The organism is Novosphingobium sp. ERN07, from assembly GCF_012641335.1.
Lineage (GTDB): Bacteria > Pseudomonadota > Alphaproteobacteria > Sphingomonadales > Sphingomonadaceae > Novosphingobium.
On record NZ_JABAID010000008.1, the window covers coordinates 134,993 to 146,543 of the forward strand.

13 protein-coding genes are annotated in these 11,551 nt (G+C 60.1%); 7 read left to right on the forward strand and 6 right to left on the reverse strand.

Annotated elements, in window-relative coordinates; genetic code table 11:
* Positions 1-2: 2 nt before the first annotated feature.
* From HGI47_RS12725 to HGI47_RS12735, 3 genes are read right to left on the reverse strand one after another with little or no spacing between them, the layout of a single operon-like run.
* The gene (locus HGI47_RS12725) at positions 3-566 is read right to left on the reverse strand and encodes a type IV conjugative transfer system protein TraE (RefSeq protein WP_168853147.1); all 564 of its coding nucleotides are present in this window, start codon (positions 564-566) and stop codon (positions 3-5) included.
* A 12-nt stretch (positions 567-578) separates the two neighbouring features.
* Positions 579-866, reverse strand: a complete 288-nt coding sequence (gene traL, locus HGI47_RS12730; RefSeq protein WP_099185468.1) for a type IV conjugative transfer system protein TraL — start codon at positions 864-866, stop codon at positions 579-581.
* A gap of 34 nt (positions 867-900) precedes the next feature.
* Positions 901-1,215, reverse strand: coding sequence for a hypothetical protein (locus HGI47_RS12735; protein ID WP_070157785.1), 315 nt, complete (start codon positions 1,213-1,215; stop codon positions 901-903).
* Positions 1,216-1,392: 177 nt separating this feature from the next.
* Between HGI47_RS12735 and HGI47_RS12740 the strand changes: the two genes are divergently transcribed.
* Together HGI47_RS12740 and HGI47_RS12745 are read left to right on the forward strand one after the other, a co-directional pair.
* Positions 1,393-2,076 (forward strand): hypothetical protein, encoded by a 684-nt coding sequence (locus tag HGI47_RS12740; RefSeq protein ID WP_240950166.1) that lies wholly within the window; start codon positions 1,393-1,395, stop codon positions 2,074-2,076.
* Positions 2,069-2,284, forward strand: coding sequence for an AlpA family transcriptional regulator (locus HGI47_RS12745; RefSeq protein WP_070157783.1), 216 nt, complete (start codon positions 2,069-2,071; stop codon positions 2,282-2,284). Before HGI47_RS12740 ends, HGI47_RS12745 begins: the two co-directional genes overlap by 8 nt.
* A 25-nt stretch (positions 2,285-2,309) precedes the next feature.
* Here HGI47_RS12745 and HGI47_RS12750 read toward each other — a convergent pair whose 3' ends face one another.
* Positions 2,310-2,930, reverse strand: a complete 621-nt coding sequence (locus HGI47_RS12750; RefSeq protein ID WP_168853148.1) for a thermonuclease family protein — start codon at positions 2,928-2,930, stop codon at positions 2,310-2,312.
* Positions 2,911-4,056, reverse strand: coding sequence for a hypothetical protein (locus HGI47_RS12755; RefSeq protein ID WP_070157781.1), 1,146 nt, complete (start codon positions 4,054-4,056; stop codon positions 2,911-2,913). Before HGI47_RS12755 ends, HGI47_RS12750 begins: the two co-directional genes overlap by 20 nt.
* Positions 4,057-4,208: 152 nt before the next feature.
* Here HGI47_RS12755 and HGI47_RS12760 point away from each other — a divergent pair, with 152 nt between their 5' ends.
* The 3 genes from HGI47_RS12760 (at position 4,209) to HGI47_RS12770 (ending at position 7,113) form a co-directional block, all read left to right on the forward strand.
* Entirely contained in the window at positions 4,209-5,513 is a 1,305-nt protein-coding gene (locus tag HGI47_RS12760; protein WP_168853149.1) for a hypothetical protein, read from the forward strand.
* A gap of 152 nt (positions 5,514-5,665) precedes the next feature.
* Positions 5,666-6,001: a type II toxin-antitoxin system RelE/ParE family toxin gene (locus HGI47_RS12765; protein ID WP_070157779.1), complete on the forward strand. Its 336-nt coding sequence runs from the start codon at positions 5,666-5,668 to the stop codon at positions 5,999-6,001.
* Positions 6,002-6,015: 14 nt separating this feature from the next.
* The gene (locus HGI47_RS12770; RefSeq protein WP_168853150.1) at positions 6,016-7,113 is read left to right on the forward strand and encodes a HigA family addiction module antitoxin; all 1,098 of its coding nucleotides are present in this window, start codon (positions 6,016-6,018) and stop codon (positions 7,111-7,113) included.
* A gap of 51 nt (positions 7,114-7,164) precedes the next feature.
* Here the strand turns inward: HGI47_RS12770 and HGI47_RS12775 are convergent, their stop codons facing one another.
* The gene (locus HGI47_RS12775) at positions 7,165-7,788 is read right to left on the reverse strand and encodes a S24 family peptidase (protein WP_168853151.1); all 624 of its coding nucleotides are present in this window, start codon (positions 7,786-7,788) and stop codon (positions 7,165-7,167) included.
* A gap of 130 nt (positions 7,789-7,918) precedes the next feature.
* On the opposite strand from HGI47_RS12775, the gene HGI47_RS12780 reads away from it, so the two are divergent.
* Positions 7,919-9,010, forward strand: coding sequence for an IS110 family transposase (locus tag HGI47_RS12780; RefSeq protein WP_168853152.1), 1,092 nt, complete (start codon positions 7,919-7,921; stop codon positions 9,008-9,010).
* A 606-nt stretch (positions 9,011-9,616) separates the two neighbouring features.
* Positions 9,617-11,551: a potassium transporter Kup gene (locus HGI47_RS12785; protein ID WP_168853153.1), complete on the forward strand. Its 1,935-nt coding sequence runs from the start codon at positions 9,617-9,619 to the stop codon at positions 11,549-11,551.

Below are 11,551 nucleotides of genomic sequence, written 5' to 3' on the forward strand. Positions count from 1 at the left end.
CTTCAGTCCTTCTGGCTTTGGTCTTGCAGCTGCTCGAAGCCGACGAGGCCGAGGGCGAGGCCATGCCGGCTCCAGCGGAACCGGAAGCTGCGATCGTTGCTGGCGATCACCTGCGCGCCGACGAAGGTCTTGAGCGTGCCGGTGACGGTCGAAGTGAGGGCGGCCGGATCGACCTCCATCTTGCGGATGACGAAGGCCTGGCTGATGTCCGAGCCGCGCTGCTCGTCGACGATCTTGACGAGCTCGGCCTTGAGGCGGCCGTGAGCGGCCGGATCGGCGAGCTTCAGGATCTCGGCCATCCAGTAGTCGAGGCCTTGTGGGCTCCGGTTGAGCAGCATCAGCGCGGTGTCGCGGGTGACGAGCTCGAGGTAATGCGCGTCAGGTCCGGCACTGGAGAGCGAGAGCCGTTCGCTGGTCACCGGGACCAGCACGACTTCCCGCTCCCGGGTTGCTGCCGCACCCACGCCGAACAGCGTAGTGACAGCGAGGCCGCTGGCGACCAGCGCCAGCCAATTGCGCTGACGCAGGTATTTCTGGGCCTCTTCGTATGCGAATTCTGCGCGCATCGCTCGTCTCCCTCAGCCGGCCAGGAGGCGGCAATGGGAGGGCGGCGTGGCTTTCAGCCCGAGGAAACCCCCGGGCATGTACCAGTAGGCAGCATGCACCAGCGCCGAGCCCGCGTTTCCGGACTTCGCCTTCCGCAAGACGAACCAGGTCGCAAAGGCGAGAGCGATCCCGATGAAGATGTGCTGCGCCAGGATCCCCCAGGCAAAGGGGATCAGCAGCCCCGCGAACTCGTCGATGGTCCAGAAGCCAATGAGCTCCGGATCGTCGAGCCGTTGGGGTACGAGGTACTTGTCAGCCATGATGCCGCCCTCCCGCCGTGACCGGATCCGCTGTTCAGATGACCGCGGTCACGACCGAGGTGACGATCGGCACGCCAGTGCCGACGCCGATGCCGACGCCCACGGGAACGGCGATCTGACCGAGCGTGAAGCGGCCCGAAGCGAGGCCGATGAGGCCGCCCGCGAGGCTGAGCACGGTGATGATCTTGCCGCCCGAGCCCTCGAGAAAATCGGTGAACTTCACGAGAGCGGGATCGAAGGTGGTGTCGGCGCCGGCATAGGCCGCGCCGGCACCGGCGAGGGCAACCAGTGCGGGCAGGATGTAGTCCTTGAGCTGGGTGCGCCGGGCAAACTGGAGAGGGGTATTCATGAGGCAGGGCCTTTCGAGGGTTGAAGGAGCAGCGAGCGGTCGGCCCGTTCGCTGTCTGTTCTTCGTGATCCCTCGATGCCCCTGTAGGAAATCGCGACCGTTGTTTGGGGCCTGCCGGCCAAGCAAAAAGCGACATCAAGAGGTGCGCGAGCCGGCAATCGCGCTGCCTCGATCTCCTTGAGCGCCAATCAGGCCGAAGATCGCGCCAATGACGCCGGAAACCGCGCCAGATCGGCCGATTTCTGCGCGAATCGCAAGAGATGCCTGATTCGCGCCTTCCTCTTTGTTCCTTTTATGTTCTTTTCATTTTCCTACACCCGTCCTCTTCCGATAGCCGGTGAGTCGATCATGCTAGCCAGAGGAGAAACAACCGTGATCGACATGGGCGTACTTGGTGAAAGCCAGACCCGGCGCGACCTCGCGCACCTTCTGCACACCGCAGTCGAACTGAGTGGCCGCAATCGCTGCGAAATTGCGCGTGAGGCAGACCTTCATAAGGATGCACTGCGTCGGACGCTGTGCGGCGAGAGAAGCCCGAGCCTTGGCGAAGCGCTGCGCATCCTCGCTTCAGCAGGCATGGCGCCGCATGCTCACCTGCTGCTGTTCTTGGGAGCCGGTGGCGATCAGGCAACCCGCTGGCTTCAGACCGACATTGCCCTATTCTTCGAGGAACTGGTCGGCGAACTTCCCTCCGCCCTTGAGCGGGTTCTTGGAAACCAGGTACATGACGTGAAGCCCCGTTGGGCCAAGGGAACGGCGCACCGCGTCGCGCGGCTTCTGGCTGATCACATCGACGAGCTCGAACGCAAGGATGCGTTGCTGGGTGAAGGCAGCGCGAGCTTTGGAGGGCGCAATGGCTGAAACAGAACCGGCGCCGGCACCCGAGCAACGCAGGATCACCCGCTTGATCCGGTTCAAGGAAGTTCAGCATCGCGTCGGCCTCGGTCGGTCGACGATCTACCGGTGGATGTCCGAAGGGAAGTTCCCGAAACCGGTTCAGCTTGGGGGATATGCCGTCGCGTGGGCAGAAGACGACATTCAGCTCTGGATCTCCGCCAGATTAGGATGAGCGCAGAAAATTCGGCGATCTCGAGTTAGATCAGTCGACCCTGTCCCTCCGATGCCTTGCTCCGACGTTTCTGACGGCGCTTGAAGGTCCAGGGCGGCTCCGGATTGTCCATCGCCCATAGGCCCCGCCGATCCCGCCGGGCATCATCTTGCGCCTCGAAGTATTCTGCTTCGCGATCAAACGAATATTGCTCGGTCACCCAAGCCCACCCGTTCACGATCATCTCGAGCTCGATATTGCGCGTGACAGGGCGCGCTCGCCTGACTGAACCGCCGCCCCGCTTGCCTTCGTGATAATAGTCGACCGTGCCGACGTCCATTTGCTCGGTCAGGAACGCCATACACAAAACCCGCTTGTACGGGTCGATGGGCATGTAGCCAGTCGACTCTTTGCCGACCGGGTCAAGGCGAAGCTCCTTGCTCGCGATGAGACCTGCCAAAAAGTCTCTGGCTTCCGGACCGAACGGTTGCTCCATTTCGGGCGCGTCGATGAACGCAAAGCGGAAGGGGACGCGTTCGACCCAAGCCTCACGATAGGGATGCCAGACGCTTGCCAGGAAGCCGTCGCCGTCGAATACTTTTTGGACAGCCGCCTTCAATACCTCGTCGGGACCTGCAGGGCCTGGATCATCGGGAACGATGATCATGCCTACCTGCCTCGGCTAATGCGGTGTGATCCTCACTGTTCAGCGTTTGCGCGGATTTCGAATGGGTGGCGGATGGACCTTTGCCGGGCCAACTCCGGAGCCAAGCAAAGCGTTCGGGATCCTGGCGAAGAAGAAATTCACGAATGCGCTGCTGTTCCTGCAAGGGAGAGCGCATCAGCAACCCTCGCAATTCATGGTCGATCGCTTGGCGCGGCGCTCCCAGGCTCTCGGCCTTTGCATACCATTCGTGCCCTGTTGGGAGGTCCCCAAACTCGATGTGAACAGCGCCCAACAACGTGCATGGCCTGTAATCACTTGAGGTCAGTTCATGCGCTTCGCTTGCCAGTGCCTTCGCCTCGTCAAAGCGGCGTAGGTCACGCATTGCTCCGCCGCGCGTTGTCGCCAAGGCCGATCTGAGTTTGCGATTTGCCCCGACCTTTGCCAAGGCCGCCTCGGTCAGACGCAAAGCTCGCTCCGGTTCACCAGCCTTACGCCAATGCCCGCTCGCATTCACGACATTCCAGGGGTCACCGCTGCTTTCCCACGCTTTGGTCAGGGCTGCGGCTTCCAATCCATGCCAGGCTCTCTGCAGCTCGTCGGTCCAGCAGTAATCGGCCTCAGTCTTTAGCCACGCGAGGTCCTCGACATTGAGGCGTTGCCCGTTGGCGACTTGCCTAAGAAGCGCCATCACACGCCGATAATCTTCGCTTTCGATATATCCCACGCCGAAGCGCTGTCGCAGCTCTTTGGCTTCTCGCTTTCGACGGAGTGCCGGATTGTTCGCCATGGCGGCAAAGGTCGCCTTGACGGCAGCCGCCCTGGCCTCAGTGCGTTCTGCCAATTCTGCCGCATCCTTCAGGGCCTTGACCGAAGCCTCTTCAATGCGCGCTGCCTGCTCTCGCTGGGCCGCGGCTTGAAACTCCTCCAGCGTTGCCTGGCCTTCCGCCAAGGCATCGAGCGCACGCAGGCCAGTCGTGACGAGAAACTGCCGCTGTAACACGGTCACCTGCTCACCTGCATCAATCTTCAAGAGAATGCCGTACAACCGGGCACCCACTTGAGTGGCGCCGGGGAGGTCCTCAAGGAAATATCGCTGCGCCAAATCGGCGTGCAGAGATCGTGTCATGGCCCCTTGTCGCGTCTGTGGTCCTCTGCACCGAGGATATCTTCAATTCCGATATCGTGCGACTTTCTATGTGGCACGCTGGCCTTTTGGTTCTCTTAACGCTTCAAAGCGAGCTCGTCGTATAACCGTGGGGCCTATTGTATCCTGTTGACATGATGCTGGAAGAAAAGAAGCTCGGCGCCATGCAAAGTGAATCGACCATCCGCCGCCTGCATGTCCCAGTATTGCGACCCGAAGACGTGATCCATCACCTCGGATCGCCAACGCATTGGCAGCCAGGTCGTTCTGCCAAATCGGTGACCGATCTCTGGTTTTCTGCGAACGGGCTTCCGCCTTCAGTGAAATCGGCTCTCGATCATGACCCCGCGTTCAAGGGAGCCACATTGGTCGATGCGTTTTTTGAGCGCCCGGTCGACCTTGGTGATGGTCAGCGACCGAGCCAGACCGATCTCATGGCAATCCTTCGCCTTGATGGGCGTCTTGGCGTTCTGGCCGTTGAGGCGAAGGTGGACGAGACGTTCGGCCCAACAGTCCAGGAGTGGCTTTCAGAGGCAAAAGGGGATGCGACCGCACGCCCAGCCCGCCTGGAGCGGTTATGCCGAATTCTCGATCTCGATCCGGCGACGGTCGGGACAATCCGATACCAACTCATTCACCGCACAGCCTCCGCAGTCATCGAAGCCCAACGCTATTGCGCGCGTGATGCAGCGATGATCGTTCAGAGCTTTTGCCCCAAACGCTCTTGGTTTGACGACTACCGGACCTTTGCCGAGGCCATGGGTTTTCCAGACGCGCCAGTCGGCGCAATCAGTCCGGCAAAAGTCTGCGACGGCGTTGCACTGCGGATCGGATGGGTAGCGGAGTCGAACGGGGGAGCGGTCAAGCGGCTCGGAACGGCACGCACCGTTCCTTCGCTCACGGAATTGGGCCGGGTACAGCTGTCGAAATCCTTCTTCATGCGCGACATGCTCTATTCGGAAGTTGCCATGATCCACGGGCTCAACAACGCGCCCGATGACCCCGAACTGGCCATCGAGGCCGGCAAGCGGCTGTGCGAGGAATTGCTCGAACCACTGCAGGATCACTGGGGGCGGATCGCCATCCGCTCGGCCTACCGCTCGTGCGAGGTGAACGGCTTCTGCAACGAGATGCAGCGCAAGAAGAAGGCCGGCTACACCTGTGCGTCCAACGAGAGCAACTACGCTGGACACATCTGGGATCGTCTTGACGCCGAGGGCCACATGGGAGCGATGGCCTGCGTCGTGGTGCCGAGTTTCTGGGCGAAACATCAGGAGCCTGGCGATTGGCGAATCCTTGCGCGCTGGGTGCACGAGAACCTGCCCTATTCGACGCTCTACTTCTTTCCGACCTACTGGGCGTTCAACATCGGCTGGCATGAGCGGCCCGAGCGCACGATCAAAAGCTATGCGGAGCCGGCAGGCCTATTCACGCCTTAAGATGGAAAAGCGAACAGACGTGATCATGGCGGCAAGGTTGCCTGTCTCGGGTTGACGCCAAGTCAGCAATAACTCGACCGCACCCTCCCTTGCGCAATCAGCAAGCCTCCGTTAAGGCGTTACCTATTAGGTAACGAAAATGAGCCAATCTCTTGGATATCGATTTTCGAAAGCGCAAGCTCGAAAAGACCTTCAATGCGCAGGCAGAATTGCTCAGAGCTTATGGGGCACCCATGGCCAAGGCGATAATGAAGCGCATGACGGTGCTTCGGGCTGCGCGCGACCTGAGCCTGGTGCCCGTTACGCCTCCCGAACGAAGGCACCAGCTGACCGAGGACCGGGATGAGCAGTATGCAGTCGATTTGGTTCATCCCAAGCGCCTGATCTTTGAAGTCAGCCATGATCCAATCCCTCGCAACGAAGACGGGGGAATCGATTTAACCAAGGTGACAGCGATAACGATCGTCGAAGTGGTCGATTATCACTGATGGAGAATGCAACGATGGCGACCGCAGCCAACCAATTCCGACCGGACTATGCCGTACCACCCGGCTGGATCCTCGAAGAACGCCTGGAAGTTCATGGCATGTCGCAAGCCGAGTTTGCTCGGCGATGCGGGCGCTCGGCTAAGCTCATCAGCGAGATCATTGCCGGCAAGGCCTCACTCGAACCCGAAACCGCAATCCAGTTCGAGAAGGTTCTTGGAGTTGACGCCGATCTGTGGCTCTCGATCGAGTCCGGTTACCAGCTCCATCGAGCGCGTGAGGCTGACGCAGCACGGGCAAAGGACGCTATCGCCTGGTCAAAGACATTCCCCATCAATGACCTGGTAAAGCGCCGCTGCTTCGTAAAACCAGTCAATCCCGTGGACGCGGTCTCAAAGCTGCTGGCGTTCTTCGGCGTAGGGTCGCTCGACGCTTGGAATAGCCAGTACGGCTTGGCGAAGGTTGCCTATCGGCACTCGCCGTCGTTCAAAAGCAATGAGGTCGCGCTCGCGACCTGGCTCCGTCTCGGCGAACTCGATGCAGAGCAGCAGGAATGTGCAGATTATAGCGAAACGCAGTTCAAGCTGGCGTTGAAGCAGATCCGTGCCTTGACGCGTGAACCCGTCGAGCAAGCCATTCCGCGCACGCGCGCGCTGTGCAATGAGGCTGGTGTTGCGCTTGCCTTGGTGCCGCCGCTTGCGAAAACCGCGCTTAGTGGTGCCGCATGGTGGATTTCGCCTCGCAAGCCCGTGATCCAGCTCAGCGCACGCCACAAATCAGACGACCATTTGTGGTTCAGCTTCTTCCACGAAGCCGCCCACATCCTCCTGCACAGCAAGAAGAGCGTTTTCGTCGATGATAAGTCGCGCGACGGCACCGATGAGGAAAAAGAGGCCGATGCGTGGGCCTGCAACACGCTCGTTTCGACGAGCGCGTGGAGGCAGTTTGTCGCGACGGGACCGCGAAGCGAACGAGCGGTGCTCGATTTCGCGGAGAGCCAGGGTATCGCGCCAGGCATCATTGTCGGCATGCTTCAGCATAGCGGGATCTTGCCTTGGACTCATCTGAATGGATTGAAGACGCGCCTCAAATGGTCGACCGGCGCCGAGGACTGAGCGGTCAGGCGCATTTGGCGCTCTGACGGAGCAACGCTCGAGGCCGCGGATTCAAGCTAGCTGCATGCCGATCCAGATGACGCGCCCAACGATCTGTATCGCGTTTCTCATGAGGCCATCCCAGTTGGGATAGCTTGGATTGTCAGTCAGTACGGCGATGCGGTTTCGTGCCGGTTCGAGCGCGATCCTTCGTACCAGCAATCCGGCATCGGCTCGGATGACGTAAAGTCCGTCGCGAGGATTTTCGTTGGCGAGATAGCGCTGAATCAGCACCTCATCGCCATCCCGCAATGTCGGATACATCGCGTCTCCTTCGACCCTGACGATCGAAACTCCCGTCGGCTTGTGACTGAGACTGCGCAGCCATGCCTCGTCCACAAGACGGACACGGCCAAGGCTATCGTCAGCATCGGTGGCGCCAAGAACCGGGATCGCGATCGTCGATAGCCCCGCGCTTTCCGGAACCTCGTCTCCGCCAAAGACAGCGGCGGGGACGCCAAAATGAACCGACAGCTGCGCGATGTCGCTGTCGTCGAGACGCGCCGGGCTACCTCGCTTGATGAACTGTTGGATATAGGCCGCATTCCGGCTCAGCAGACGCGAGACCGACGAATAAGACTCGCCGCGTTCCTTGATGAGCTCATCGAGCGCGCGGCGAGGATCGAGCTTGGCCATTCCTACGATTTCCTAGAACGTGTTTCGTGATTCAAAGGACCAATCCCATTCGGCGAATCTATTTCCGATTGCTACCCTCACATTGGTTTGCGGACGTCGGAAGTTTGCAGGGCTCCTGCCGCGAGATTAAATGACGCCGCGCCAAAACGCTATGTTTTCATGGGGGATAGTGTTGGCAGGTCGGAAGTACTGGGTTGGTCTGGATACCGGAGTTGCGGAAACAGCAGTGTGCCTTATCGACGAATTCGGTGAAATCCTGTTCGAAGGAAAACGGGAAACGCATGCAGGCCAGATAAAGGATATCCTGCGCCCCTTCGGTGTCGAAGCGGTGCAGCGCATTACCATTGAAGCGGGCGTAGGCACCCACATGGTGCGTGAACTCCAGGCTCAGGGCTTTCCTGTCTATGTCGCGGAGGTTCGTCGTGCCTCCAAGTTCCTCGCTATCCGGCGGCAGAAGACTGACTCCAACGATGCGAGAGGGCTTGCGGAGCTCGGCCGCGTCGGGCGCACCATTGGGACAGAGGTCTTCGTAAAGCCACTCGATTGTCAGAACCTGCGCAGCCTCCTCAATGTCCGCAAGAACCTCATCCAGCAGCGCATGAAGATCGACGCTCTGGTTCAGTCCATAGTCCGCTTGCACGGAGGAAAGCTCAAGACGAGCAGCGGTGTTGGCAGACTCGCCAGCGGCATCGAAGATCAGCTGGAAATTCTGCGGGGGGACGGGCTCGATGTCGATGCCGACGTCCGGCCGCTCATCTCGATCGCGGAAAACCTTCGTTCGCATATTGCAGCAATGGACAAACGGCTCCGTGCGGCAGCTCTTGCTCATCCAGTCTGTTCTAACCTCATGACCGTCCCTGGCGTCGGTCCAATCACCGCCTTGTCGTTTTACAGCGCCATCGGCGATCCATGGCGCTTTCAGCGAACCCGCGATGTCGGCCCCTATTTCGGATTGACCCCATCAATCCATCAGTCGGGCGTTCTCGCCCGGGTCGGCCGGATCAGCAGGTTCGGTAGCAAGCTCACGCGGACGCACCTGGTCTCGGCTGCCACCGTCTTGCTGTGCTCGACAAAGGCAGAAAGCGCATTGCAGGCATGGGGGCTGGCACTGAGGAAGAAAGTCGGATTGTCGAAGGCAAGAGTTGCTGTGGCCCGAAAGCTGGCGGTCGTCATGCTTCACATGTGGAAGTCTGGATCTTCCTTTGACCCAGCTCGCACATGACAAGTTCCTCCTGACGGAGGGGCAGGCCTGGACCCCGCATCGTTTTCTGGGGTTCTCACCCCGGCGTAGGTAATTGGGCCAGGCCTGCCGATCACAGCCGTCGGATTATGCATTCAAACTGCGTGTTGGACAGGATCGCTAGAGAACAGGCGGGGCAAGCTGGAACGCTCCATGAACGATTTTCTGCGGGCCTTTCGGTCCCTGAAAGGCCAGATTTTCCGCTTTTGTTCACGGTGCAGAAATGGCGGAAATCCGCCATTTTCGGAAGATTCGAGTCCCATGAAAAGACTCGAACCTTTAGACCACATTGAAATGCGGGCTTTTCTGCGGGCCTTCGCAAAAACCACATCGCCTATGTCGCTGTTATAGCACATAAAACATAATTCGATGCGAGTCCTCTTCTGGCACCATTTCTTCGCATAGCGTTGAAAGCGTTGAAGGATCGTCGTCAAGACGGTCCTCTCAGCGCGTGTATCGATAGTGCTGCCTTTGCGGGCATGATCAGTACCCGAAATCTTATGCAAAACTTACGTCCATCTGGCCGATCCCACATGGTAATCTAATGGCGCTTTCACCGAAGGATGTTGCTCAAAGGAGCATCCTGACGTGCAATCTTCCTCTCCACCTATCCCTGTTTCGTCATCGCCCGCACATAGCAGGCAGCCTGCGCTCGCCGCGCTCACGCTGGGGGCGATTGGCGTGGTCTATGGCGATATCGGCACCAGCCCGCTTTATGCTTTCCGCGAAGCGCTAGCACAAACCGGCACTGACGGCATTTCGCGGCCCGAAATTCTTGGCGTGCTGTCACTGGCGCTGTGGGCGCTAATCGTGGTGGTGACGTTGAAGTACGTTCTGTTCCTGTCTCGGATGGACAACAATGGCGAAGGCGGCGTGCTGTCATTGATGGCGCTGGCACAGCGGGCGACCGATGGGCGGTGGCCCATCGTGCTGCTGCTGGGCGCGACCGGGGCGGCGATGTTCTATGGCGACGCCATCATCACGCCTGCGCTTTCGGTGCTGTCGGCGGTTGAAGGCCTGCGCACCATACCGGGGTTTGGCGGGATGTCCGAGCCGGTCATTCTGGGGTTGTCGCTGGGCATTCTGGCCGCCCTATTTGCGTTTCAGGCCAAAGGCACCGCCGGGATCGCATCGCTGTTTGGCCCGGTATGTCTGGTCTGGTTCGGCGCGCTGGCCGCATTGGGACTGTGGCACATCATACTTGCTCCAGACGTGCTGGCCGCGTTCAACCCGCTCCACGCCATCACCTTTGTCACAACGAACGGCTTGACCGGCCTTTTCGTGCTCGGCGCGGTATTTCTGACCGTAACCGGTGCCGAAGCGCTGATAGCCGATATGGGACATTTTGGCCGCCAGCCCATCCAGCTTGGCTGGCTCACGCTGGTCTGGCCCGCGCTCAGCCTCAACTACCTGGGCCAGGGCGCGATGTCTCTGCAAGCGCTCGCCACCGCGCAGGCATCGGGCGAGAGCCTTGCGAATGCCGACTGGTTCTTCCTGATGGCACCCGATGCCTTGCGCGCGCCATTGGTCATCCTTGCCACGCTTGCCACCGTCATAGCCAGCCAGGCGGTGATCACCGGAGCCTATTCGCTGACGCATCAGGCGATTGCGCTGGGCCTGCTGCCGCGCCTGACGATCCGCCAGACGTCTGCCCACCAGATTGGCCAGATCTATATGCCTGCGGTCAACTGGCTGCTGTTTGCAGGTGTGGTCGCACTCGTTTTCGGGTTTCGCAGCAGCTCGGCAATGGCCGCCGCCTATGGCATCGCGGTTACCGGAACGATGGTGGTTACCACCTGTCTCGCCTTTGTGATCGCTTGGAAATACTGGGGCTGGAACCGCGTGTGGGCTGGTGCCGTGATCGCGCCCTTCCTTGCGCTTGATCTGTTCTTCTTCGGCGCGAACATGCTGCGCGTTACCGAAGGGGGATGGGTGCCGCTGGTCGTCGCCGCAATCATGGGTATGGTGATCCTGACCTGGCTGAAGGGCAGGAAAGCCGCTGTCGCCCGCACAGCCGAGCATGGTGCCGCGATGGAGGAAATCGCGCAGGCCCTTGCCCAGCGTCCGCCTGCGCGGATCGAAGGCACCGCCGTGTTCCTCACGCAGAACCTTGATATCGCGCCCGCGGCACTTCTGCACAACCTGAAGCACAACAAGGCGTTGCACCGCCTGTCCATCCTGCTCAAGGTCGAAACGGTGACGCGCCCGTGGGTCGATCCGGCAGATCGCCTTGCCATAGATCGCATCGATGACAATTTCGTCCGTGTCCGGCTGCACTACGGCTATTTGGATCGGATCGACGTGCCAAGCGATCTTGCCCGCAGCCAAGGCCTGCTTGATCGCTCCGGTGGCACATCGTTCTTCGTGGGCCGCAGCGCAATCCGCTTTGCGACCAAGCCAGTTCTGCCGCGCTGGATGACGGTGATATATATGACCCTGCACCGCAACGCAGCCGACCCGACCGCATGGTTCGCGATCCCGCCAAACAGGGTGGTCGAACTCGGCAGCCAGATTGAGCTATAG

Excerpts from the sequence above, each read along its gene's own strand:
- HGI47_RS12775 (WP_168853151.1), bottom strand. The coding sequence starts at position 7,788 with ATGGCCAAGCTCGATCCTCGCCGCGCGCTCGATGAGCTCATCAAGGAA.
- HGI47_RS12755 (WP_070157781.1), bottom strand. The coding sequence starts at position 4,056 with ATGACACGATCTCTGCACGCCGATTTGGCGCAGCGATATTTCCTTGAG.
- HGI47_RS12735 (WP_070157785.1), bottom strand. The coding sequence starts at position 1,215 with ATGAATACCCCTCTCCAGTTTGCCCGGCGCACCCAGCTCAAGGACTAC.
- HGI47_RS12780 (WP_168853152.1), top strand. The coding sequence starts at position 7,919 with ATGACGCCGCGCCAAAACGCTATGTTTTCATGGGGGATAGTGTTGGCA.
- HGI47_RS12750 (WP_168853148.1), bottom strand. The coding sequence starts at position 2,930 with ATGATCATCGTTCCCGATGATCCAGGCCCTGCAGGTCCCGACGAGGTA.
- HGI47_RS12770 (WP_168853150.1), top strand. The coding sequence starts at position 6,016 with ATGGCGACCGCAGCCAACCAATTCCGACCGGACTATGCCGTACCACCC.
- traL (WP_099185468.1), bottom strand. The coding sequence starts at position 866 with ATGGCTGACAAGTACCTCGTACCCCAACGGCTCGACGATCCGGAGCTC.
- HGI47_RS12745 (WP_070157783.1), top strand. The coding sequence starts at position 2,069 with ATGGCTGAAACAGAACCGGCGCCGGCACCCGAGCAACGCAGGATCACC.
- HGI47_RS12760 (WP_168853149.1), top strand. The coding sequence starts at position 4,209 with ATGATGCTGGAAGAAAAGAAGCTCGGCGCCATGCAAAGTGAATCGACC.
- HGI47_RS12725 (WP_168853147.1), bottom strand. The coding sequence starts at position 566 with ATGCGCGCAGAATTCGCATACGAAGAGGCCCAGAAATACCTGCGTCAG.